Here is a 21,840-nt window from a genome sequence, read left to right as displayed (position 1 = left end):
TAATACTGAGTTATGTACGTATCTCCAATTCGAGAACCTCTTATAAAGGGAAACAAAACTTATAGCCAAATAACCAAGGATATTGCCGCTCCTATTGAGGGCAAACCTGGGAAAGCTTGGTATATGGGTCTGACCATAAGTTTATCAGCCATGTTTTTTGGTCTTGCCATGATGGCTTGGACTGTATGGGAAGGTATAGGAACTTGGGGACTCAATCGAACCATTGGTTGGGGTTGGGGAATTACCAATTTTGTTTGGTGGGTAGGTATTGGACATGCTGGAACCTTTATCTCTGCCATTCTTTTACTCTTCCGCCAAAAATGGAGAACCAGTATCAACCGTTCGGCTGAAGCCATGACGATATTTGCTGTTTTATGTGCAGGTCTCTTCCCATTGATCCATATGGGACGACCACTCTTAGCATTTTTTGTATTTCCTTATCCGAATACACGAGGTTTATGGGTAAACTTTAACTCACCTCTTTTGTGGGATGTTTTTGCTATTTCAACCTATCTTTTAGTATCTCTTTTATTCTGGTATATGGGATTAATACCCGATATCGGAACCATGCGAGATAGAGTGACCTCTAAAGCTAAAAAATACATTTACGGTATGCTAAGTTTCGGCTGGACAGGATCTGTAAAGCATTGGCAGCGCCACGAGAAACTCAGTTTAATATTAGCTGGTCTGGCTGCTCCGCTTGTCCTCTCTGTTCATAGTATAGTAAGTGCTGACTTTGCAACTTCAATTATACCAGGTTGGCATACAACCATCTTTCCGCCCTATTTTGTAGCAGGTGCCATTTTCTCGGGATTTGCCATGGTACTGACCCTAATGATTGTTACGCGTAAGGTTCTCAATTTGGAAAACTACATCACAGTGGCACATGTTGAGTCGATGAATAAAATTATAATTGCCACAGGGTCAATCGTGGGAATTGCCTATATGACGGAACTCTTTATCTCATGGTACTCTGGTGTAGAATATGAGCAATACGCTTTTCTTAACCGAGCAACAGGACCTTATTGGTGGGCTTATGCCATCATGATGACTTGCAACGTCATATCACCACAATTACTTTGGTTCAGAAAATTGAGACGAAGCCTTGTCTTCACCTTTATACTCTCAATATTCATCAATATTGGCATGTGGTTCGAGCGTTTTGTAATTATCGTAACATCATTACATCGCGACTACCTTCCATCGAGTTGGTCCATGTACACACCAACCATTGTTGAAGTTGGAATCTTTATAGGAACACTCGGCTTATTTTTCTCATGTTTTCTATTATTCATTCGGGTATTTCCTGTGATTGCTATTGCTGAGATTAAAACGGTTATTAAAAGCTCAGGAGAAAAAGGACCTAAAAACGAAACGCTATGAGAAGATATATATCAGCCTATTTCACAGATGAAGAAGATCTTTTAAGGGCAAGTAAAATTCTGATGGAAAAGAAAATATTGATACTCGATGTTTTAACACCTTTTCCTGTACATGGTTTAGATAAGGTATTGGGTTTAAAAGAATCCAAACTACCTATTGTTGGGTTTATTGCAGGTGCAATAGGAACACTTTTTGCTTTTGGTTTTCAAACTTGGGCTTTTGTGGTTGACTACCCCCTATTCATTGGTGGTAAGCCTCACTTTTCTATTCCTGCCTTTATACCCATCACCTTTGAAGTTACTGTGCTGTTTGCTGCTGTTGCCATGGTATTCGCTTTTCTTTTCAGATCAAAATTAGGATTGGGAGCCAAAAATAAAATTCACGATGAAAGAATAACTGATGATCGTTTTGTCATCATTATTGAGGCAAATGAAAATGATGAGCACTTTAGTCATGTAAAGGCCATATTAGAGCAAGAAGAGGCACATGAGATTCAACTCAAAGAGCATAAATAGTTAATTCAAAATCATAAGCTGATGAACACGAATTATATCTTATCAAAAAAAACTAAACAGATATTTTTATCCATTTCTGTTATTGGTATCCTACTGATTGCACTTAGTTTTCTTTTAGAGAATCCCGATAGCAAACAAGTTTGGATGAATGTTTTGCTCAACAATCTTTATTTCCTGTTTCTTTCTCTTTTTGGAGCTTTATTTATCGCTATCCATAAGATTGCACATTCTGGATGGCATGTAAGCTTAAAACGAATACCTGAAGCTTTAAGTACTTTCCTTCCCTATTCAGCGGCACTTATGTTCTTGCTATTTTTTGGCATGCACGATTTGTATCACTGGTCACATCACGATCTTCATGATCCAATAATAGAGGGGAAATCAGCCTATCTTAATTTACCTTTTTTCTTTATTAGAATGGCTGTATACTTTGCTGGTTGGATTGGCCTAAGTTATTTACTTCGCAAAAATTCAATGTCTCAAGATTTATCTGACGACTATAAATATCATAAACAAGGTAAGACGTTAGCTGCCCTATTCATGGCATTCTTTGCTATAAGTAGTTCAACAATGAGTTGGGATTGGATTATGTCAGTTGATCCACATTGGTTTAGTACTCTTTTTGGCTGGTATGTTTTCATAGGTCTCTTTGTATCGGGAATTGCAGCATTTATTCTAATTATTGCCTTGCTTAAATCTCAAGGATACATCGATTTTGTGAATAAAGAACACATACACGACTTAGGTAAATACCTCTTTGGATTCAGTATTTTTTGGATGTACCTCTGGTTCTTCCAATACATGCTAATTTGGTACAGTCATATTCCTGAAGAGACAGTTTATTTTGCTCAAAGGATAAATGGTTTCCCAATCTTATTTTTCGCCATTCTTGTTCTAAATTTTGTATTTCCATTCTTTGCTTTGATGACTAGAAATTCAAAACGTAATATCAAATGGTTAGCCATGGTTGCTAGTGTCGTTCTAATCGGACAATGGCTAAACATTTACCTCATGCTAAGTCCTGGTATATTGGGTGAGACAGCTCAAATTGGTCTAATTGAAATAGGTTCTGCCTGCTTATACCTTGGAGGTTTTCTATGGGTTGTATTCAATGCTCTTACGAAGAAACCTTTATTATGCAAAAATGATCCTTTCCTTGAAGAAAGCTTCCATTACGAAACATAAAGCAAATGAACCGCGAAGACACTAAGAAATCGCAAAGAGCGCAAAAGCTGACTTAAAATGAAAAATGGAATTAGACGAGTTGTAAACTACTTGAAGATATATATAAAATCAAGCTTTCGAACTCTGCGATTAAATCTAAAAAAAAATGAACAGCAAAGACACAAAAATTTCGCAAAAGCCTCTAAAACCGATGGAATATGACAGAAAATGAGGTGTCAAAAATTGTTGTAGACTGTGCATTAAAAGTACACCGCAAATTGGGACCTGGTTTATTAGAAAGTGCGTATCAGGAATGTTTAATGTATGAATTAAACAATCATGGATTGAAAGTAGAAAAAGAAAAGCCAATGCCATTAATTTATGATGACGTCAAACTTGATATTGGGTATAGGATCGATCTTTTAATAAATAACAAACTGATAATTGAAATTAAATCAGTTGAAAGCTTAAATGATGTTCATTTAGCTCAAATCTTAACATACTTGAAACTGTCGGGTTGTAAACTTGGCCTTTTAATAAATTTTAATGTTGCTCTTATCAAAAATGGTATAAAACGAGTAGTAAATAACTTATAGATATGACAAAATCAATATTGCGAACTTTGCGAAAAATCTTAGCGCACTCTGCGGTTAGAATTATTCACGTAAAAAATGATCTACATATCATTGTTGTAATCGCGTTCTTCACTTTACTATCATCTTGTGATAGGGATAGAAACCATCCTGGTCATTCCTATTTTCCAGATATGGTAGACTCAAGAGCCTATGAAAGCTATACGGCAAACCCAAATTTTGCTGATAGCTTAACAGCTCGCATGCCTGTGAAAGGAACTATTCCCAGAGGAATCATACCATTTGATTTTGAAAAAACCTTAGAAGATAGAGCTCTTGCTGGGCAGATTTTTTTCAATCCAAAAAAGATGAAGCTGAGAGACGTTAAAGAGGGTAAAAAGCTTTATAAGATATTCTGTTACAACTGTCACGGTTTAAAAGGTAATGGTATGGGTTACTTATTTACGAGTGACCGATTCACTTATCAACCTGCTAGCTTAATAACAGATAAAATGATGAATGCTCCACGAGGGGAATTCTTCCATGTTGTCACACTAGGTTATGGTATAATGGGTGCTCATGGATCACAAATTACACCCGATGACAGATGGAGAATTATTGAATATATCAAAGTAAAACTTCAAGGAAAAAAACTTGGAGAGCGTACTATATCTCTAATTGACGACAGTCCTAAGGAAAGCAATTCAGACTTTGAAGCTAGGTTAGCAAAACTATATCCAAATCAAAAAGGAATTGGTCCAGTTGAGACATTGAGCCTAGGCACTATTAATAACAAGATGGCAGAAGAAGGACAAAAGATATACAAGCAAATGTGTTCAAGTTGTCACAAGCCAACCAAACGTTATATTGGCCCAGCTCCAATAGGAATTCTAGAAAGACGAACTCCAGAATGGATTATGAATATGATTCTTAATCCTGAAGAAATGGTTACTAAAGATCCAATTGCCAAAGAATTATTGGGTCGTTATTTATCCCCTATGGCTGATCAAAATTTAACCGAAGATGAAGCCAGAAAAGTTCTTGAATACTTCAGAACATTAAAATAGCATAATACCAATTTAATAACCTATAAATTAATGAAATGGAAAAGTCAAAATTTAAGTGGTTAGCGTATCTATTCATCATGGGCTTAATAGTTTCTGCCTGTGGTGATAACTCAAAACAACAATCTAAAGGAGCATTTGGCGATCAAGATGCAGCCTCTCAAGTATATGTATCGCCTGGAGAATACGATGAATTTTACGCATTCATGTCTGGTGGATTTAGTGGACAGGTAAGTGTTTATGGTTTGCCTTCAGGGCGATTATTTAAAGTGATTCCTGTATTTTCAGTAGATGCTGAGAAAGCTTATGGATTCAATGAAGAAACGAAACCAATGTTGAACACCTCTTTTGGTTTTATTCCTTGGGATGATTCGCACCATCCTGAATTATCTCAAACCGATGGTGTGCCTGATGGTCGCTGGTTATTCATTAATGGTAATAATACACCAAGAATTGCACGTATCGATTTAACAACTTTTGAAACAGTGGAGATTCTTGAGATCCCTAATAGTGGTGGGAATCACAGTTCCCCATTTATTACAGAGAATTCTGAATATCTTGTTGCAGGTACACGATTCAGTGTCCCTATCCCTCAAAAGGATGTTAGTATCAAATCATATAAAGAAAATTTTAAAGGCTCTCTATCCTATATTAAAGTTGCAGATGATGGGGAAATGAGTGTTGCATTCCAGATTTTAGTTCCTGGTTACGATTATGATTTAGCTCATTCTGGTAAAGGAAAATCTCATGGATGGACATTCTTTACAACCTACAACACAGAGGAAAGTAATACCTTATTAGAAATTGGAGCATCGCAACGTGACAAGGATTATATTGCTGCTGTTAATTGGAAAAAAGCCGAAGAATATATTGCTGCAGGAAAAGCTAAAACAATGCCTGCCAACTATGCCCACAATACATATGATGAGCATAGCCATATGGCTAAATCGGAAATGCTTAAGGAAGTTAAAGTTCTTATTCCTCAAGAATGTCCTGGCTTGATCTATTATTTACCAACTCCGAAATCACCTCATGGTGTTGATGTAGATCCATCTGGAGAATATATAGTAGGTAATGGAAAACTATCATCAGATCTTACTGTACACTCTTTCTCAAAAATGCTTAAAGCTATAGAGAATGACGATTTTGATGACGAAGTTGATGGTATTCCTGTAATTAATTTTGAAAGTGTAGTAGCAGGTTCTGTTAAAAGTACAGGTCTTGGACCATTGCATACTGAATTTGATGGAAAGGGAAATGCCTATACAACTTTCTTTATCTCATCTGAAGTTATAAAATGGAAAATTGGTACTTGGGAAGTTCTTGATCGAGCTCCATGCTATTACTCAGTTGGGCACTTAATGATTCCGGGAGGAGATTCGAAAGCACCATTCGGGAAGTATATGGTTTCCCTGAATAAAATTACAAAAGATAGATTTCTTCCTACAGGACCTGAATTAGCGCATTCAGCGCAACTGTTCGACATTTCAGGCGATAAGATGAAACTCTTACTGGATTTCCCAACTATTGGCGAGCCTCATTACGCTCAAGCCATTCCTGCGGATATTATCATGAAAAATTCTGTAAAGTATTACAAACTTGATGAGAATAAACACCCTCACAAAATCACTTCTGAGGATGAAGCAAAAGTTGTTCGTGATGGTAATGTTGTTCGGATATATGTTAGTTCAATCCGTTCACATTTTGCTCCAGACAATATTGAAGGTATAAAAGTTGGCGATAAGGTTTATATCCACCTAACAAATCTAGAACAGGATTGGGATGTACCACATGGTCTTGCTGTAATGGGAGCTCGCACATCAGAAATATTGGTGATGCCAGGTCAGACCGAAACCTTAGTTTGGGAACCCCAATTCCCAGGTATTTACCCATTCTATTGTACCGATTTCTGTTCCGCTCTTCACCAGGAGATGCAGGGTTACATTCGCGTATCACCTAAAAATTCAAAAGTTGAATTAAAATGGGGTGTTGGAGATTTTGATGAGTAAAATAATATTCCAGAAAGGACTATCCAGTCCTTTCTGGAAATTATAATCACAATTTAATCTTTAAATTAAAATGATGACATCTAATTTACTCAGCAAGAAAAATAGATCCTTCATATTTATGCTATTAGCAGCATTAATGTTGTTAGGATTATTTCTTTTCCCGCTTTGGAGTATAAGACTAGAAGCCCCACAATACCCAAACGGTGTTACTATGTATATCTGGATAAACCAGATTACAGGTGATTCTCCAAGTACTTTACAAAACATCAACATTCTGAATCATTATATTGGTATGCAGTATATCAAACCTGATTCAATTCCTGAATTAAAATATTTCCCAATTGTAGTCATCCTTATGTCACTATTAGGTATTGGAGTTGCTTTCTCCAAGAAGAAAAAACTCTTCATCACTTGGGGAGTTATACTCTTAATATTAGGCATACTCGGCATCTATGATTTCTATTTATGGGAGTACGACTACGGGCATAATTTAAGCCCGACTGCACCTATTAAAATACCTGGCATGGTATATCAACCACCTCTTCTAGGGTCGAAAATGTTATTAAATTTCAATGCTATTTCTTTACCACATATAGGATCCTTATTCTTAGGTTTAGCTATGGTATTCAACTTTTTATCTTTCACATTACTATGGAAAAAAAAATAAACATATACTGCTCTGTTTTCATTTTAGCTTTGCTTTTAACTTCGTGTCAGCCAAAAGAAAAAGCAATTGTTTACGGACAAGATGAATGCATACATTGCCGAATGATGATTGTAGAGAACCAATATGGTACTGAATTGGTAACAAAAAAAGGCAAAGTCTACACCTTCGATTCAATCGAGTGTTTGATAGACTATCTACGAACAGACGAGATGGATGAAAATGAAGTTGCACTTACCTTGGTCACAGCGTTTAATAAACCCGAAGTTTTAAGACCCGTTAAGGATTCTTATTATCTACACTCGATTAAACTTCCTAGTCCTATGGGTATGTTTCTAACAGCTTTTGAGACTAAAACTGCTGCTGAAGAAGCAAAATCAAAGTACGGTGGTGAAGTGATGAACTGGGAGTTACTTCTTAAAAAATACGATTCATTTAAATAGAGCGATTTGCAAAAACTAAGCTTTTTAATTTTCTTCATATTTATTACCTATAGTTCTATAGGTACTGTACTTCGTGTGGGAAAGAAACAAACCTATGTAAGCATTGAACAAGCACTTAAAAATAGTCATTCTGGTGATTCAATAATCATTGAAAGTGGTTCATATACAGAACCCAACCTTTTAATCAAACATCCCATTCACCTCATCGGAATTGATTTTCCAAGTATTGAAAATCAACAACAAAAAGAAATCATTACAATTGAATCGGATAGTGTTTTCATTATGGGTTTACTCTTAAAAAATGTCAAGGTCAGCTATATCAACGACTTTGCAGCGATTAAGGTGAACAGACAAAAGCATATTGTCATTTCAAATAACCGATTAGAAAATACTTTTTTTGGCATTTATCTGAAGCAATCAAAAGATTGTATCATACAGAACAATCACATTCAGGGAGATGCAAAAAATGAAATGTCATCAGGTAATGCAATTCATCTTTGGTATTGTAAGGATATTAAGGTTATAGGAAATCAAGCTAGGAATCATCGTGATGGAATATATCTTGAGTTTGTTGACAATAGCATTGTTCAAAATAATATCGTTGAAAACAACATACGATATGGCCTTCACTTTATGTTTTCGGATCATGACGAGTACAGAGGTAATACCTTTCGTTCAAATGGAGCTGGTGTTGCAGTCATGTTCTCTAAGTTCATTAAAATGCAAAACAATCAGTTTGAATACAACTGGGGAAGTGCTTCATATGGTTTACTTCTGAAAGACATCACTGATAGTGAAATCATCAACAATATTTTTAAGCAAAATACAATTGGCATCTACATGGAAGGCTCGAACCGCATAAACATCCATAAAAATGATTTTAATAATAATGGTTGGGCTATGAAAATATATGGTAGTAGTATGTACAACAAAATCAATCAAAATAATTTTTTGAATAATAGTTTTGAACTTGGAGTTACTGGCAAATCAGACAGTAATAATTTCGATGGTAATTTTTGGAGTTCGCATACGGGTTACGATTTAGATAAAAATGGAGTAGCTGATATACCTTATCGACCTGTCAAATTATTTTCTATAATTATTAGTAAAATTCCATCAACAAGTATTCTAATGCGAAGTTTATTAATTGATATTATTGATTTTGCAGAGAAGGTAAACCCTGTTCTCACTCCTGACAATTTAAAGGATCATCGTCCTTCAATGAAAATTATAGACTATGATAAAAATTGAAAATCTAAGTAAAGCCTATCATAAAAATCAAGTTTTAAAGGATGTCAATATTAAACTAGATTCGAATAAGATAATTGCCATTTTAGGTCCTAATGGATCGGGAAAAACAACACTTATCAAATCGATTCTAGGATTAGTTATTCCTCAAGAAGGAGATGTCATATTCAATGATCAATCGATAATTGGAGAGTGGAAATATAGAAAACAAATTTCTTATTTACCCCAAATAGCCAGATTCCCAGAGAATTTAAAAGTTTCAGAGCTTATTGCTCTGGTTAAAGACATTCGCCAACAAGAAGCCAAGGATAATGAACTAATTCAATATTTTGGCTTGGAGAGCGAGCTCAAAAAGCCTCTACGTAATCTCTCAGGAGGAACCCGACAAAAGGTTAATATGGTTTTAGCATTCATGTTCGATTCACCCGTTATTATTTTGGATGAACCAACAGTAGGACTTGATCCAGTAGCCATCAGTCGCTTTAAAGAACTATTACAAAGAGAAAAAGCTAAAGGAAAGCTCATCATTTTCACCACACATATTATGAGTTTGGTTCAGGAAATTTCTGATGAGATAATCTTCTTACTCGAAGGGGACATATACTTTCAGGGATCAGTTCAAGACTTGATTAATCAAAATGGATCTACACAGTTAGAATCCGCGATTACAAATCTAATTGAAAATAGCCATGCTTAAGATATTTAAATATAGCCTCTTCGACCTCATTCGATCAAATTGGAGTATCGCCTACCTTATTTTTTATCTAATGGTAAGCTCTTCCATAATCTATATGAATGGTGATATCACAAAATCAATTATTAGTATGATGAATGTGATCCTTTTATTAATCCCTCTAGTGGCTACGGTTTTTGGTGCTATTTACATGTATAATTCACGTGAATTTACGGAGTTGCTACTCTCCCATCCCATCAAAAGAAAATCAATATTTCTAGGGCAATATTTAGGCTTATCGGTCTCACTATCTTTGAGTTTCATTATTGGAGTAGGATTACCCTTTATTATCCGTGGAGTTTTCACCAGTCCTCAATTATCAGATTTCTTGGTTCTTATAGGTGTAGGATTTATCCTGAGTTTTATCTTCTCATTGCTTAGTTTTTTAGTTGCACTCCGTTTCGAAAATCGAATTAAAGGCTTTGGTCTTTCACTTTTTATTTGGCTATTCATGTCCATTATTTACGATGGTATTTTATTACTGATTCTGATTTGGTTTGAATCTTACCCAACTGAAAATTTAGCTATCCTGCTCACTCTTATGAATCCTATTGATTTAGGGCGAGTATTAATCATGTTATTCCTAGACACATCAGCCTTAATGGGATACACAGGTGCCGTGTTTTATAATTTCTTTGGTGTATGGCAGGGTATTCTAATTTCTGTTATATCCTTATCAATCTGGCTATTAATCCCCATATATATTTTACTCAAATATATCAAGAAGAAAGATTTTTAAGTAAATACCAGAATCAAAAAAAACTCATAAAACGAATAAACGTCTTATGAGTTTTTTTGAGTATTTATCTTTAAACAGGATATGTGAATAACATCGCAAGATTTAAATAATAAATGAAATACTTATTTAAGCGTCTTCATAAATTCGATAATTTCTTTAATATCCTCTTCTTTTAATTCATTTTTATAAGATAGCATGAGGCCTTTCTTGAAGCCCTTTACGATATCATCATTCGGGTTATAAATAGAGTTTAAAACATAGGCACTGTCAACAGTTAACTGTCGTTCTACCCCTTTTGTCACAACTGTCTCCTCAGTCCCAAACAAGCCTTTCCAAGTTGGGCCTACAATTTTGGATCCATCCAGGGAGTGACAAGCCAAGCAGCCATTCTTTTGTACAATACGTAATCCAAGCGCTCCGGGTTTATCCGAGATAATAGGCGCAACAGTAGTCGTATCTATATACCACTTATCAAACTTTTCTTCAGTCATAACAACAACCGAGGTCGTCATTGAGGAATGTGACAAACCACAATATTCTGTACAGAATAAATCAAAATCACCTTCACGCCCTGCAATAAACCACATAAATTGCTCTTTGCCAGGAACAATATCCTGTTTGAGTCTAAATGCAGGTATGTAGAGGCTATGTAAAACATCTAAAGCAACAAGGTCGAGCTTTACTGCACGATCTATTGGTACATATAAGGTATCTGTTTTCTTACCATTCTCGTACTGAAATTGCCAATTCCACATGCGGCCAACACTTTTAATTGTAAAGGCATCATCAGGCACTTCTTTCATAGGCTTATAGCCCATCCAGCCATAATAAAACATGACCAATACCAGCAAAGTCGGTATTAGAGTCCAAATGATTTCAAGCGTATTATTTCCATGAATTTGTACTGCCTTGGGGTGTCTTGATTTTCTATATCTAAAAACAAAATAAATCATGGTCGCAGTAATCCCGATAAGGAAAAAAGAGATTATTCCGAATATAACCATAAATGAAGTATCGACTCCTTCTACAAAATTGGATGCGTCAGCCATTTCTTTTGAAAACATAAGCTATCGGTATAAATAATCTAAAAACGTAACGAAAATAACAGAGACTAATAAGAGAACAATTCCTGCCATCATAATGGCATAAAATTTCTTATCAAACTTAAGATGCATAAAGTACATCAGTACAATAATCGATTTAATTGATGCAAAGACCAAAGCAGCAGTCACTGAATACACTCCCAGTTCGAGTTGCGTAATTGCAACAGAACTAAAAGTGAAAATCAATAAAATTAAAAGGACCCAAATAAAGGTGCTGTACTTTACAATGTGTGTATGTTGACCATTATCCATTTTTTAGGTTTTAAGTAATAAGATAAAACAATGGGAATAAGAAAATCCAAATTAGATCGACTAGGTGCCAATACAAGGCACTATTTTCGAGAATCACGAAATCATCATGCTTGACATCCTCTGTTTTAACCAGCCACATGACATAACCAATAAAACCGACCCCAACAATAATATGTAGAGCATGTAATCCCGTCATGGCATAATACAGCCCAAAGAATAAGATCTCGCCTTGACTACTTTGATGTAGAATCTCACTACCAGGGAAAATACCATGTGAAATTTTACCTGTCCACTCAAAATACTTGTTCACCATAAAGATGATGGCCAAAACGATGGTTATTCCCATTAAGATGAGAGTGAGTCCTTTCTTTTTCAATTGAATGGATGTAATAGCCATGGCAATTGTCATACTACTCACTAAAAGGATTACCGTATTAGTTGTCCCAAGGAAGACATCCAGCTCCTCAGCAGCTAAATGAAAAGCCATCGGGTTTAGATATCGGTATACCGAATAGACAATAAAAAGTCCACCAAAAAGCAAGAGTTCTGTGAAAATAAAAATCCACATACCCGTTTTAGCACCTTCATCGTCTCTATGTTCGTCAATAAGGCTGTGATTAGTCATAATTATAAGGATGATCAGTTACAACAGGGATTTCTTCAAAATTTTCAAGACTAGGAGGACTATCAACCGTCCATTCCAAGGTTTTGCCTTTCCAAGGATCCTTCTCAGCTATAACACCGTGACGAGCTGATCTAACCAGATTTGTAATGACAATAATCAGACCTACTATCATGAGCATGGCACCGAAGGAGGAAATGATATTGGGACCATGAAACTTATCAACATAGTCGTAATAACGACGAGGCATACCGGTCATTCCCAAATAAAACATAGGCAGATAAAGCGTATTAAAACCAGTAAAGAAAATGGCTAAACCAATATTTGCCCATGACTTATCGTACATACGACCAAACATTTTAGGGTACCAATAATGCAGAGCTCCAAAGAAAGCGAAACCTGTTCCACCAAAAACGATATAATGAAAGTGAGCTACCACAAAAGCGGTATCATGCAAATGAACATTTGCTGAAAGTGCCCCCAAAACCATACCCGACAAACCACCTATCATAAAGACAAACAAGAAACATAAAGCCCATAAAAAAGGAGTTTGTATATTGATAGATGCTTTATGAAGGGTAGCTACCCAGTTGAAAATCTTAATAGCACTTGGTATGGCAACAAGAAAAGTTAGAATAGAAAATGTATAAAGTGCAACCCCACTCATACCAGAAGTAAACATATGATGTCCCCATACAAAGTAGCCAACAAAAGCGATGGCTAATGTTGAAACGACAATAGCCGTATATCCAAATATTGTCTTGCGGGCGAAGGTTGGTATAATTTCAGATATAACGCCCATCGCAGGAAGTATCATGATATAGACAGCAGGATGAGAATAGATCCAAAATAGGTGTTGGTATAAAATTGGGTCACCTCCTAATGCTGGATCGAAAAATCCAATTTGAAGTGTTCTTTCCAACACAACCATTAATAAAGTAACACCAACGATAGGCGTTGCCAGAACTTGAATCCAAGCTGTTCCATATAAGGCCCAAGGGAAGAGTGGCATTTTCATCCAATTCATCCCAGGAGCACGCATACGGTGCATGGTTACAATAAAATTGATACCCGTAACGATAGATGAAAAACCTAAAACAAAAGCTCCTGTAACGGCTGGCAGCATATTAGTACCTGTTCTGAAACTATATGGTGCATAAAAAGTCCATCCCGTATCAGGAGGTCCATCACCAAAAAATTGAGCTGATAGGGCAATAAGAGCGCCTACAATATAAATCCACCATGAAATAAGATTAAGTCTAGGGAAGGCAACATCTTTTGCTCCAATCATAATTGGGAGGAAAAAATTACCGAAAACAGCTGGCAAGCCAGGAACAACAATCAAGAAAATCATGGTAATACCATGTAAGGTAAAAAAGCTATTATAGGTTTGTGCACCCATAATGGTTTTACCAGGAGCCATAAGCTCCAATTTCATCATTAAACCAAGAATGGCTGCAATTGAGAAAAAGACTAACATACTATATAAATACAAGAGTCCAATTCGTTTATGATCGGTAGAAAAAATCCAGCCCATTAAGCCTTTAAATCTACCTTTGTATTCTAGGAAACTGGGGTTAGAATCCTGAGTCAGTGTTTCTATCATAGTTTAATTCTTAGGGTAGTGTTTTCTTCGTGGTTTGCGAATGATTAGCAATAGGAATACAATTAATCCGAGAGCCAATATCAAGGTTCCACTCACTCGGGTTACATTTAGAACATAACTTTGTCCTACAGGGTCGTAGGAATAACAAAACTGAAGAATCTTATTAATTGTAGGTCCAGAAAGGCCTTTTGATGCTTCAAGTAAAGCTAATTTGAATTCAAAGGGTAAGAAATAGGTTCCATTTAGGTATCTGGTAATCTTTCCATCGGGGCTTAAAATGATAACTGTAGCTGCATGAGTGAAATCATTACCTGCTTTGATATATTTAAAACCGAGGGCATCTGTTACTTTTGCAATATTGGCACTATCCGACGTAAAAAAACGCCAGCCATCTTTCGTATTTTTGTTGGGAATAAGTCCTTCGTAGTTTTTTTTCTTTTTAATTGCCAGATCGATAGTTTCTCGGGGATCGAAACCTACCGTAAACACTTGATAATCCTCAGATAAATTCATATCTGATTTTTGAATCACATCAGCCAAACCGTCCATTAATGGACTACAAATTCCAGGGCATCGGAAATAAACAAAGATCAATGCCGTCGGCTTATCAATTTGCTCTTTAAGGTTAACAATCTCACCATCCTCATTCATGACTTGAATATCGGATGGTACATACTCATCAAGGTGTTCAATTATTCCAACTTCTACATCCTTCTCAACATCCTGACTAAACAAAATCTGCATTTGCAGAAAACATGCTAAAAATAAAAAAAGTGATAATTTCATTTGAACTCCTCCTTGTATTAATACTGTGAGATAATCAAGTTAAAACTGAACACCTTTAAATATAATAAATAATACTTGCAGCTGAAAAATAATTCACAACTACTTACTAAACAAGACATAAAATAAACTCAAACATCATATGAAATGCGAAGTACAGATCGTAATTTGAATTCATATTACATCGTATTTATAGTAAAAGTGGACTGAACTAAACAATTTATATCCTTATATCAGTAGAAATTATAATTCAATATGCCATAAAGAACTTATAGGCTTACTTTGAAATAAACAGAAATGCGTCTATTTTTAGAATTTAAAGCAAAAATCAATGAGAAAAATCCATATTATATCTATCATTATATTCTTTCTTGTAATATTTTCTTGTACAAATTCAAGCAACAAATCCCTTGTAGTCAAAGGCGCAGTTTCAGAAATTGAACTAGAAAAAGGGGAACAAATTTACAGAGCTAAGTGCATGAACTGTCATCGGAAAAATGGAGAAGGACTGATTCGAGTCTATCCGCCATTAGCTAAGTCTGATTTCTTAGAGAAAAATCTGGAGGAAGCCATTAGAATGGTAAAATTTGGTAGTGGGAAGGAAATTAAAGTGAATGGTAAAAAATACAAAAGCTATATGCCTGCTTCAGGGCTAAATGATAGAGATATTAGCTTGGTATTTAATTACATTCTGAATTCTTGGGGAAATGAATATGGTCGTATCGATATTGAAATCGTAAATAAGATTAAAGAAAAAAAATAGATCAGAATCTCTCCAACCTATCTTTTCTATTGTTTTATTTGTCTTAACAGTTAACTATTCTTGTATAACTGCCGCTTTAAATAATTCGTGATCTTTTCTAATTCTTTTAATAGATAAAACCTTAAAAGTTTCTTCTCCTGTCACTTCATTAATCTTACGAACGGCACGTTTACTTGATTTGGCGTGTTGGGGATAATGACAGCTTTTATATTTCTTACCGCTGTTACAATAACATTTCTCGTTACGCTCAAATTTAACGTAGTAAAAATCTTCCGTATCTGAACGGAAAAAATTTAATATGGGATCTAATAAGTTCATAAGCACGGGTTGTTGGGTTAAATGATTTCCTTAAGTTAACAGTAATCTTTAAGAAATCAAATAAAAAAAATGAGCTAAATTGGGATTAAGCAATTTAACTCATTTTTCATCTAGCCAAATGCTAGCTTAATGACAACAACTAGGCTTCGCTTCTTCTGTCTTCTCAACAGGTACAGTCATTGATTTTTCTGGTGGGCTTAAGTAAGGGATACCTAAGCTTAAGCCTCGAAGAATAAATAGAACACCTATGAATACAATAGCATAAGGAATAACACGTGTTAGCTTCTTTCTTAGCTCTAGCGTAATCATATTTCCAATAAGCGAAATGGCTAGCATCATTGGAATTGTTCCCAATCCGAAAATAAACATGAATAAACTACCGCTATAAACTGAACCAGTTGCTATAGCTCCTGCAATGGCAAAATAAACCAATCCACATGGTAATAGGCCATTCAATAATCCGATAAGAAAAAGTGATGAATGGCTACTTTGAGTAAATAATTTTCTCAAGGACATCTTAAGCTTTCCAACATAACCAAAAACGGATTTTTCGGTATCGAACCTGTTTTTATATAAAGAAGGTGCCAGAACAGAAATAATCATGATAGCTCCCATAATAATAGAAACCCACTGCTGAAATCCACTCATTACAAGACCTTGCCCTAATAGACCAAAAACAGCACCCATAATGGCATAAGTAACTGCACGACCAAGATTGTAGATGACTCCGCCTAAAATTCGGAGCAGCCAAGAATCTGTTTTTAGTGGAATTGCCAAAGCAATTGGACCACACATTCCCACACAGTGAAAACTACCTAAAAGACCTAGAGTTAGAGCGGATAAAAAGATCATTTTTCTTTATGTTTTTTAAAATTCGAACTATTACTTTGACAAGTACATGGCTTCCTCCTGATAGTAGCCTTTATCTTGGTGTTTCCAATCAATTTTAATGGCATATCGACCATTAATAAATTTATCAAGCATAAAAACCTGAAGTCCATTAGTATCAAATTTTATATCTGATCTCAAATCATTCTCAGAATTTGATGGGCGATAAAAAATGATACTTCCACTGACATCTGAGCGCATTCCTTCTGGGAATTGAACTTGTATTACGCCTGCCTTTTGAGATACAACAACTTTCTCTTTTAGAGAATGTGCATTCTTGATTTTATCAATTTTAGTTTGGTAACCTATCCCTTGAGGATAATAATCCTTAGAAATTAGATTAATATCTTGAGTCGTACTAAAACCCACAAATACTAAAATACCTATTACATATATTGAGGCAAACATAGCAAGTTTAGTCCCCCAGCTTAATTTTTTCATATCTTATAGTCTATATACTAATTAGGCCCTACAAAGGTCAAATCTACTTTATCAACTAGTCTATCATTTGCATAAACACCTACTTCTATTTGCGTATTATCACTTAAAACAGATTCCTTAGAAAACTTAGCAAAAAAGGTTCCTTCATGTATCGAACTTGCTGCTGCATTAAAGGTTTTTCCGATAATTTGTATCTCACCTTTTCTATTAAGAATCTTAAACGTAACGGGTAAATCTTCGGTGGTTTTATTTACAATTTTGAAGCTATACATATTACTAATAATTCCTTCAGCTGGCTCTTGATACATCAAACCTGGTGTTCGTAGAATAATAGCTTCCAAATCTTTTCGAGAGGCAAACAAGCCCACCACAACTCCAAGTAAAATAACAAGCACTGTCGTATAAGCAATCTTACGAACTGGCCACTTTTGCTTGATACCCTCAGCGATATTCTTTTCGGAATCGAAACGAATCAGCCCCTTTGGTTTCCCCTGCCATGCCATTACCGAGTTACAAGCATCGATACAAGCCATACAGTTGATACATTCAAGTTGAGTACCATCTCTAACATCGATTCCCGTAGGGCAAACATCAACACAATCATAACAATCAATACAGTCGCCTTTATTATCAGCTTCTCTATCCTCACCAGCTTCTAAAGGAGCTCTCTCCTCTCCTCTTTTATAATCGTAGGCAACTACAATGGTATTGGAGTCGAGTAAGACACCTTGCAAACGACCATACGGACAGATCATCGCACATACTTGTTCTCTCAAGCGAGAGAAAACAAAATACATCACCGTAGAGAAAAACAAGAGTGCTGTAAAAAGGATGGAACTACTCGATGGATTATCCCATAGGTTTAATACAAAATCAGCACCTCTTACATAGGAAAGAAGAGCACTAGAAAGAATTAAACAGATGATATAAAACAGCGCATGTTTCGTCGTTTTCTTCCATATTTTTTCAAAGTTCAGAGCCTGTGCTTTCAGCTTTCGTTGCTGCTGAGGTGTTCCTTCAATCAAATACTCTATTCTACGGAAAACGAATTCTAAAAAAACCGTCTGAGGACAAGCCCAACCACACCATATCCGACCATAACTCACTGTAAAAAGCACAATGAATACAAAAAGGGTAATCATCGAAAACAAAAAGATATGGAAATCTTGAGGCCAAAAATGAACCCCGAAAAGAATAAACTCTCTCTCGATTACATTGAGTAAAATAAAGGGATCACCATTAACTTTTAGAAATGGTGTCACCAATAAAATAGTCAGAAGAAGATAGCTAACTAAATTTCTGTAGTTATATAATTTCCCTTTAGGTTGTTTTGCATACACCCATTGTCTTTTCCCTTTTTTATTTAAAGTTGCGAGTTGGTCGCGATAAGAATCATCAAAGTTTTGATTGGGCATTTCGCTTTATTATCTTTTATTTTTCTTGTTTATACAATTCGCCTTGAGCTGCTTTAGCATTAGGAGGGTTTGTTCCAATCAGAGTCATTACATAACTTGAAACCTGTAACATTTGTTCTGGAGATAATTGGTTTTGCCAAGCTAACATACCTTTTAAGGGCTTACCAATCTTTATGATTTTATATACCTCTTCAAGACTTCCACCATTTAACCAATAATCATCAGTTAGGTTTGGACCAATCGCATTCCCTTCTCCCAATAAAGCATGGCATGCAACACAGTTTTTATCGTAAATAACTTTACCTGCATTAATATCCTTAGCATCTTTCATTAATACTAATGATGACTCATCGAATGTTGGCTTTGGCTTGTTTGCTTGAGCAATTGCCATTTCTTTTTCGTATTCAGCAATCTGAAGATCATCTCCAAACACATGGTAACGAAACATGTAAACAGCCGCAAATACAATAGTCACATAGAATAAATAACGCCACCAAGTCGGCATTGGATTATCTAACTCTCGAATTCCATCGTAATCATGATCACTAATCAGGTGAGCATTTTCTTCAAGAAACTTATCTTTTTTTTCCATTACAGAATATTTTTAATGTCTTAAACAATTAATGTATCAGCGTAAAAAGCAAAACTAATCAGGCTTTGACTGATTTGATTTTGAATCCACACCCTCATCTTCGAGTGCGTAACTTTCCATATCATGGAAAATACTTCTATTACTCTTCTTAAATGTCCACCAAATCATCCCCATAAAAAAACTAAAAAAAATGAGTAGTGAGATGCTAGGATAAAGACCTACATCTGATATACTTTGTAAATAATGACTTACTAATTTCATACTTTATAAGGTTAAAGTACAAAGGAGAAAGGTTAAAGTAAAACTGTATCTGTTTACTTTATCCTTTATCCTTATTACTTGTTTTTATTTTTTTACTGAGATATCACGACCTAAACGTTGTAGGTAAGCAATTACAGCAATAATTTCTTTCTCACTTGCCACTTCTACACCATTCTCTTTAAGATCAGCAGCAATTTCATCAGCTTGCTTCTTTAAATCTTCAAGAGCAACAACATCATAATTTACTGGGTAAGGAGCTTCGTCATAAGGAACGCCCAACTTAATCATTGCACGAATTTTTGCCGATGTGTTCGAAGTACTCAAATCATCCTTAATCAACCAAGGATAAGCAGGCATAATCGATTGTGCATTCATCTTTTGAGGATCGAGTAGATGGTTAAAATGCCAAACATTCGTTTTATACATCTTTCCTCCCGGAACACCTTCACGAGCCAAATCTGGACCTGTACGTTTCGATCCCCATAAATGTGGGTGATTGTAAACCAGTTCACCAGCTTTAGAGTATTCACCATATCTCTCTGTTTCCGATCTAAACGGACGAATCATTTGCGTATGACAGGTATTACAACCTTCACGGATATAAATATCACGACCTTCTAATTCAAGTGGTGTATATGGTTTTACACTTTCGATAGTAGGAATATTTGACTTAACAAGATAAGTTGGAATAATCTCAAAAGCCCCACCAATCAAAATAGCAACAGTAGCTAAAAGCATAAACTGCACTGGTCGTCGCTCTAACCAACGATGTAAACCTTCACCTTTAGCACGCTTAGGTGATGTCACCAATGCAGGAGCAGAAGCTTCTTCATTATCAGCACACTTACCCGCAGAAGCAGTTTTAAATAGATTATATACCATCAAGGCCAATCCTACAAAATAGAATACCCCACCTAGAACTCTAGCATGATACATTGGAAGTATCTGAGTGATTGTCTCTAAGAAATTAGGGTAAGCCAACAAACCATCTGGTGTAAATTCTTTCCACATTAATGTTTGTACAACGGCACCCCAATACAATGGAAGAGCGTAGAAAATGATTCCTAAAGTTCCAATCCAGAAGTGTGCGTTAGCCAACTTCTCAGAATACAATTTGGTTTTCCACATTTTTGGGAAAAGGTAATATAACATACCAAAGGTTAAGAAACCATTCCATCCCATTGCACCAATATGTACGTGAGCAATATTCCAATCCGTGTAATGCGTTAATGCATTTACCCATTTCAAAGACATCATAGGTCCTTCAAATGTTGACATACCGTAAGCTGTTACGGCAACCACCATAAACTTAAGTGTTGCACTATCACGAACTTTATCCCAAGCACCTCTTAGAGTCAACAGACCATTAAACATACCACCCCATGATGGAGCAATCAGCATAATAGAGAAAACAACACCTAATGATTGTGCCCAATCGGGTAACGCAGTGTAAAGTAAATGGTGAGGACCAGCCCATATATATAAGAAAACTAAGGCCCAAAAGTGAATAATTGATAATCGGTAAGAGTATACCGGACGATTCGCTGCCTTAGGTAAGAAATAATACATCAAACCTAAATAAGGTGTTGTCAAGAAAAAGGCCACGGCATTATGACCATACCACCATTGAACTAAGGCATCCTGAACTCCAGCATAAACCGGATAAGATTGCAACCAACTATATGGAATTGCAATAGAGTTACCAATATGCAAGACTGCAACCGTCACAAAAGTGGCGATATAGAACCAAATAGATACATATAGATGATCCGCTCTTCTTCTTAAGATCGTTCCAAACATATTCCATCCAAACACAACCCAAATAATGGTAAGTGCGATATCAATAGGCCATTCAAGCTCTGCATATTCTTTACTGGTTGTAATCCCCAAAACAAAGGTTACTGCAGCAGAAACGATGATTGCTTGCCAACCCCAGAAATGAATCCAGCTTAATTTATCGCTATACATTCTAGCTTTTAACAAGCGTTGAAGCGAGTAATAAACCGCCGTGAAAATTCCATTACCAACAAAGGCAAACACCACTGCATTGGTATGAACTGGTCTTATTCGCCCAAAAGAGGTATAGGCCAAATTGAAATTAAAAATGGGGAACGCCAATTGTAAAGCAGCCAAAAGACCGACCAACATTCCGACTACACCCCAAAGAATAGTAGCGTAGGCAAAATATTTTACGATTTTATTGTCGTAAGAAAAATGTTGTGTTTCCATGTATGTTATAGCTTTATAAATTTACGAATGAAT

The 21,840-nt window shown here is 35.8% G+C and carries 24 protein-coding genes; 12 read left to right on the top strand and 12 right to left on the bottom strand.

Annotated elements, in window-relative coordinates; translation table 11 throughout:
* Positions 1–12: 12 nt before the first annotated feature.
* The 11 genes from nrfD (at position 13) to ACXR6G_RS09990 (ending at position 10,534) form a co-directional block, all read left to right on the top strand.
* Positions 13–1,383 (top strand): NrfD/PsrC family molybdoenzyme membrane anchor subunit, encoded by a 1,371-nt coding sequence (gene nrfD / locus ACXR6G_RS10040; protein WP_458361295.1) that lies wholly within the window; start codon positions 13–15, stop codon positions 1,381–1,383.
* Positions 1,380–1,898, top strand: a complete 519-nt coding sequence (locus ACXR6G_RS10035) for a DUF3341 domain-containing protein (RefSeq protein ID WP_458361294.1) — start codon at positions 1,380–1,382, stop codon at positions 1,896–1,898. The genes nrfD and ACXR6G_RS10035 overlap by 4 nt, the downstream gene beginning before the upstream one ends.
* Before the next feature lie 21 nt (positions 1,899–1,919).
* Positions 1,920–3,083: a hypothetical protein gene (locus ACXR6G_RS10030; protein ID WP_458361293.1), complete on the top strand. Its 1,164-nt coding sequence runs from the start codon at positions 1,920–1,922 to the stop codon at positions 3,081–3,083.
* 197 nt (positions 3,084–3,280) lie between these two features.
* The gene (locus ACXR6G_RS10025) at positions 3,281–3,658 is read left to right on the top strand and encodes a GxxExxY protein (protein ID WP_458361292.1); all 378 of its coding nucleotides are present in this window, start codon (positions 3,281–3,283) and stop codon (positions 3,656–3,658) included.
* A gap of 2 nt (positions 3,659–3,660) precedes the next feature.
* The gene (locus ACXR6G_RS10020; RefSeq protein ID WP_458361291.1) at positions 3,661–4,701 is read left to right on the top strand and encodes a c-type cytochrome; all 1,041 of its coding nucleotides are present in this window, start codon (positions 3,661–3,663) and stop codon (positions 4,699–4,701) included.
* Between the two features lie 35 nt (positions 4,702–4,736).
* Positions 4,737–6,707, top strand: a complete 1,971-nt coding sequence (nosZ, locus tag ACXR6G_RS10015; protein ID WP_458361290.1) for a Sec-dependent nitrous-oxide reductase — start codon at positions 4,737–4,739, stop codon at positions 6,705–6,707.
* A 211-nt stretch (positions 6,708–6,918) separates the two neighbouring features.
* A complete protein-coding gene (locus ACXR6G_RS10010; protein ID WP_458361289.1) occupies positions 6,919–7,374 on the top strand; it encodes a hypothetical protein in 456 nt (151 codons plus the stop codon).
* Positions 7,359–7,814: a nitrous oxide reductase accessory protein NosL gene (locus tag ACXR6G_RS10005; protein ID WP_458361288.1), complete on the top strand. Its 456-nt coding sequence runs from the start codon at positions 7,359–7,361 to the stop codon at positions 7,812–7,814. The genes ACXR6G_RS10010 and ACXR6G_RS10005 overlap by 16 nt, the downstream gene beginning before the upstream one ends.
* Before the next feature lie 6 nt (positions 7,815–7,820).
* Positions 7,821–9,065, top strand: coding sequence for a nitrous oxide reductase family maturation protein NosD (gene nosD / locus ACXR6G_RS10000; RefSeq protein ID WP_458361287.1), 1,245 nt, complete (start codon positions 7,821–7,823; stop codon positions 9,063–9,065).
* Positions 9,052–9,759: an ABC transporter ATP-binding protein gene (locus ACXR6G_RS09995; protein ID WP_458361286.1), complete on the top strand. Its 708-nt coding sequence runs from the start codon at positions 9,052–9,054 to the stop codon at positions 9,757–9,759. Before nosD ends, ACXR6G_RS09995 begins: the two co-directional genes overlap by 14 nt.
* The gene (locus ACXR6G_RS09990; protein WP_458361285.1) at positions 9,752–10,534 is read left to right on the top strand and encodes an ABC transporter permease; all 783 of its coding nucleotides are present in this window, start codon (positions 9,752–9,754) and stop codon (positions 10,532–10,534) included. The genes ACXR6G_RS09995 and ACXR6G_RS09990 overlap by 8 nt, the downstream gene beginning before the upstream one ends.
* 122 nt (positions 10,535–10,656) lie before the next feature.
* Here the strand turns inward: ACXR6G_RS09990 and coxB are convergent, their stop codons facing one another.
* Genes coxB through ACXR6G_RS09965 form a run of 5 tightly spaced genes read right to left on the bottom strand, consistent with a single transcriptional unit; the run spans position 10,657 to position 14,903 of the window.
* A complete protein-coding gene (coxB, locus tag ACXR6G_RS09985) occupies positions 10,657–11,598 on the bottom strand; it encodes a cytochrome c oxidase subunit II (RefSeq protein WP_458361284.1) in 942 nt (313 codons plus the stop codon).
* 3 nt (positions 11,599–11,601) lie between these two features.
* The gene (locus tag ACXR6G_RS09980; RefSeq protein ID WP_372644465.1) at positions 11,602–11,889 is read right to left on the bottom strand and encodes a cytochrome C oxidase subunit IV family protein; all 288 of its coding nucleotides are present in this window, start codon (positions 11,887–11,889) and stop codon (positions 11,602–11,604) included.
* A 10-nt stretch (positions 11,890–11,899) separates the two neighbouring features.
* Positions 11,900–12,514 carry a cytochrome c oxidase subunit 3 family protein gene (locus ACXR6G_RS09975; RefSeq protein ID WP_458361283.1) on the bottom strand — a complete coding sequence of 205 codons (615 nt, stop codon included), beginning with the start codon at positions 12,512–12,514 and terminating at the stop codon, positions 11,900–11,902.
* Complete coding sequence (locus ACXR6G_RS09970) at positions 12,507–14,117, bottom strand: cytochrome c oxidase subunit I (RefSeq protein ID WP_458361282.1); 1,611 nt, start codon at positions 14,115–14,117, stop codon at positions 12,507–12,509. Before ACXR6G_RS09970 ends, ACXR6G_RS09975 begins: the two co-directional genes overlap by 8 nt.
* 3 nt (positions 14,118–14,120) lie before the next feature.
* Complete coding sequence (locus tag ACXR6G_RS09965; RefSeq protein WP_458361281.1) at positions 14,121–14,903, bottom strand: SCO family protein; 783 nt, start codon at positions 14,901–14,903, stop codon at positions 14,121–14,123.
* 328 nt (positions 14,904–15,231) lie between these two features.
* Here ACXR6G_RS09965 and ACXR6G_RS09960 point away from each other — a divergent pair, with 328 nt between their 5' ends.
* The gene (locus ACXR6G_RS09960; RefSeq protein ID WP_458361280.1) at positions 15,232–15,663 is read left to right on the top strand and encodes a c-type cytochrome; all 432 of its coding nucleotides are present in this window, start codon (positions 15,232–15,234) and stop codon (positions 15,661–15,663) included.
* 54 nt (positions 15,664–15,717) lie between these two features.
* Here the strand turns inward: ACXR6G_RS09960 and ACXR6G_RS09955 are convergent, their stop codons facing one another.
* The 7 genes from ACXR6G_RS09955 to ccoN all read right to left on the bottom strand — a co-directional run bounded on the left by ACXR6G_RS09955 (position 15,718) and on the right by ccoN (position 21,807).
* Positions 15,718–15,981: an SEC-C metal-binding domain-containing protein gene (locus tag ACXR6G_RS09955; protein WP_458361279.1), complete on the bottom strand. Its 264-nt coding sequence runs from the start codon at positions 15,979–15,981 to the stop codon at positions 15,718–15,720.
* 126 nt (positions 15,982–16,107) lie between these two features.
* On the bottom strand, positions 16,108–16,833 hold the full coding sequence (locus ACXR6G_RS09950; protein ID WP_458361278.1) for a sulfite exporter TauE/SafE family protein: 726 nt from the start codon (positions 16,831–16,833) through the stop codon (positions 16,108–16,110).
* A gap of 30 nt (positions 16,834–16,863) precedes the next feature.
* Entirely contained in the window at positions 16,864–17,310 is a 447-nt protein-coding gene (locus ACXR6G_RS09945; protein WP_458361277.1) for a FixH family protein, read from the bottom strand.
* Positions 17,311–17,327: 17 nt separating this feature from the next.
* On the bottom strand, positions 17,328–18,725 hold the full coding sequence (gene ccoG / locus ACXR6G_RS09940) for a cytochrome c oxidase accessory protein CcoG (protein ID WP_458361276.1): 1,398 nt from the start codon (positions 18,723–18,725) through the stop codon (positions 17,328–17,330).
* A 16-nt stretch (positions 18,726–18,741) separates the two neighbouring features.
* Positions 18,742–19,317: a cbb3-type cytochrome c oxidase N-terminal domain-containing protein gene (locus ACXR6G_RS09935; protein ID WP_458361275.1), complete on the bottom strand. Its 576-nt coding sequence runs from the start codon at positions 19,315–19,317 to the stop codon at positions 18,742–18,744.
* A 54-nt stretch (positions 19,318–19,371) separates the two neighbouring features.
* On the bottom strand, positions 19,372–19,578 hold the full coding sequence (locus tag ACXR6G_RS09930) for a cbb3-type cytochrome oxidase subunit 3 (protein WP_458361274.1): 207 nt from the start codon (positions 19,576–19,578) through the stop codon (positions 19,372–19,374).
* Between the two features lie 84 nt (positions 19,579–19,662).
* Entirely contained in the window at positions 19,663–21,807 is a 2,145-nt protein-coding gene (gene ccoN, locus ACXR6G_RS09925) for a cytochrome-c oxidase, cbb3-type subunit I (RefSeq protein ID WP_458361273.1), read from the bottom strand.
* Positions 21,808–21,840 lie beyond the last annotated feature (33 nt).

This window comes from Ancylomarina sp. YFZ004, assembly GCF_054254355.1.
This window is presented reverse-complemented; position numbering and strand designations above follow the sequence as displayed.

Coding starts and splice junctions, on each gene's coding strand:
- nrfD (WP_458361295.1), top strand. CDS start 13: ATGTACGTATCTCCAATTCGAGAACCTCTTATAAAGGGAAACAAAACT.
- ACXR6G_RS10035 (WP_458361294.1), top strand. CDS start 1,380: ATGAGAAGATATATATCAGCCTATTTCACAGATGAAGAAGATCTTTTA.
- ACXR6G_RS10030 (WP_458361293.1), top strand. CDS start 1,920: ATGAACACGAATTATATCTTATCAAAAAAAACTAAACAGATATTTTTA.
- ACXR6G_RS10025 (WP_458361292.1), top strand. CDS start 3,281: ATGACAGAAAATGAGGTGTCAAAAATTGTTGTAGACTGTGCATTAAAA.
- ACXR6G_RS10020 (WP_458361291.1), top strand. CDS start 3,661: ATGACAAAATCAATATTGCGAACTTTGCGAAAAATCTTAGCGCACTCT.
- nosZ (WP_458361290.1), top strand. CDS start 4,737: ATGGAAAAGTCAAAATTTAAGTGGTTAGCGTATCTATTCATCATGGGC.
- ACXR6G_RS10010 (WP_458361289.1), top strand. CDS start 6,919: ATGTATATCTGGATAAACCAGATTACAGGTGATTCTCCAAGTACTTTA.
- ACXR6G_RS10005 (WP_458361288.1), top strand. CDS start 7,359: ATGGAAAAAAAAATAAACATATACTGCTCTGTTTTCATTTTAGCTTTG.
- ACXR6G_RS09995 (WP_458361286.1), top strand. CDS start 9,052: ATGATAAAAATTGAAAATCTAAGTAAAGCCTATCATAAAAATCAAGTT.
- ACXR6G_RS09990 (WP_458361285.1), top strand. CDS start 9,752: ATGCTTAAGATATTTAAATATAGCCTCTTCGACCTCATTCGATCAAAT.
- coxB (WP_458361284.1), bottom strand. CDS start 11,598: ATGTTTTCAAAAGAAATGGCTGACGCATCCAATTTTGTAGAAGGAGTC.
- ACXR6G_RS09980 (WP_372644465.1), bottom strand. CDS start 11,889: ATGGATAATGGTCAACATACACACATTGTAAAGTACAGCACCTTTATT.
- ACXR6G_RS09975 (WP_458361283.1), bottom strand. CDS start 12,514: ATGACTAATCACAGCCTTATTGACGAACATAGAGACGATGAAGGTGCT.
- ACXR6G_RS09970 (WP_458361282.1), bottom strand. CDS start 14,117: ATGATAGAAACACTGACTCAGGATTCTAACCCCAGTTTCCTAGAATAC.
- ACXR6G_RS09965 (WP_458361281.1), bottom strand. CDS start 14,903: ATGAAATTATCACTTTTTTTATTTTTAGCATGTTTTCTGCAAATGCAG.
- ACXR6G_RS09960 (WP_458361280.1), top strand. CDS start 15,232: ATGAGAAAAATCCATATTATATCTATCATTATATTCTTTCTTGTAATA.
- ACXR6G_RS09955 (WP_458361279.1), bottom strand. CDS start 15,981: ATGAACTTATTAGATCCCATATTAAATTTTTTCCGTTCAGATACGGAA.
- ACXR6G_RS09950 (WP_458361278.1), bottom strand. CDS start 16,833: ATGATCTTTTTATCCGCTCTAACTCTAGGTCTTTTAGGTAGTTTTCAC.
- ACXR6G_RS09945 (WP_458361277.1), bottom strand. CDS start 17,310: ATGAAAAAATTAAGCTGGGGGACTAAACTTGCTATGTTTGCCTCAATA.
- ccoG (WP_458361276.1), bottom strand. CDS start 18,725: ATGCCCAATCAAAACTTTGATGATTCTTATCGCGACCAACTCGCAACT.
- ACXR6G_RS09935 (WP_458361275.1), bottom strand. CDS start 19,317: ATGGAAAAAAAAGATAAGTTTCTTGAAGAAAATGCTCACCTGATTAGT.
- ACXR6G_RS09930 (WP_458361274.1), bottom strand. CDS start 19,578: ATGAAATTAGTAAGTCATTATTTACAAAGTATATCAGATGTAGGTCTT.
- ccoN (WP_458361273.1), bottom strand. CDS start 21,807: ATGGAAACACAACATTTTTCTTACGACAATAAAATCGTAAAATATTTT.